This window comes from Streptococcus oralis (assembly GCF_003943825.1).
Lineage (GTDB): Bacteria > Bacillota > Bacilli > Lactobacillales > Streptococcaceae > Streptococcus > Streptococcus oralis_CD.
Genome location: NZ_RJNJ01000111.1, coordinates 1 through 566 on the forward strand (window position 1 = coordinate 1; position 566 = coordinate 566).

Here is a 566-nt window from a genome sequence, read left to right on the forward strand (position 1 = left end):
GCTAGGTGTTTTTTTGATGGCCACAAAAGGGGACTTGTCCCAGTTGTCCATGACACCTTTGGCTCTAGTGACAGGTTTGCTTAGTGCAGTAGGGGTCATGTTTAATGTCATCCTTCCCCAACGTTTTGCACGGCGCTACGGATTTGTTCCGACTGTTGGTTGGGGGATGATTCTGGCAGGACTCTTTAGTAATTTCCTTTACCCTATTTACCAGATAAGTTTTCAAGTGGATTTGGTAAGTATGCTGATTTGTCTGACGATTGCCGTGTTTGGGACTGCTTTTGCCTTCTTCCTATCTATGAAGGCTGTGTCACTCGTTTCCCCGTTGGTTGTATCGGTGGTAAGTGCTAGCGAACCTCTTTCTTCCGCTTTATTAAGTGTTCTTTTTCTAGGATTGGTCATGGATGGTTTTTTGGCTTTAGCTATGGTGTTGATTATCATTCCGATGATTTTCTTATCTGTAGAAGAAGCAAAACAAGCCAAGTAAAGATGCTTATTTGATAGTTGAGGCTTCAAATTTGAGGCCTTTTTTGGTAGAATAGGTATCATTATAACGAACCAGGAGG

Annotated in this window: 1 protein-coding gene; it reads left to right on the forward strand. The window is 42.4% G+C overall.

Features of this window, described 5'->3' with window-relative positions; translation table 11 throughout:
* The coding region (locus D8863_RS10875) for an EamA family transporter (RefSeq protein WP_142999502.1) at window positions 1–487 on the forward strand (487 nt) is incomplete at its 5' end.
* Window positions 488–566 lie beyond the last annotated feature (79 nt).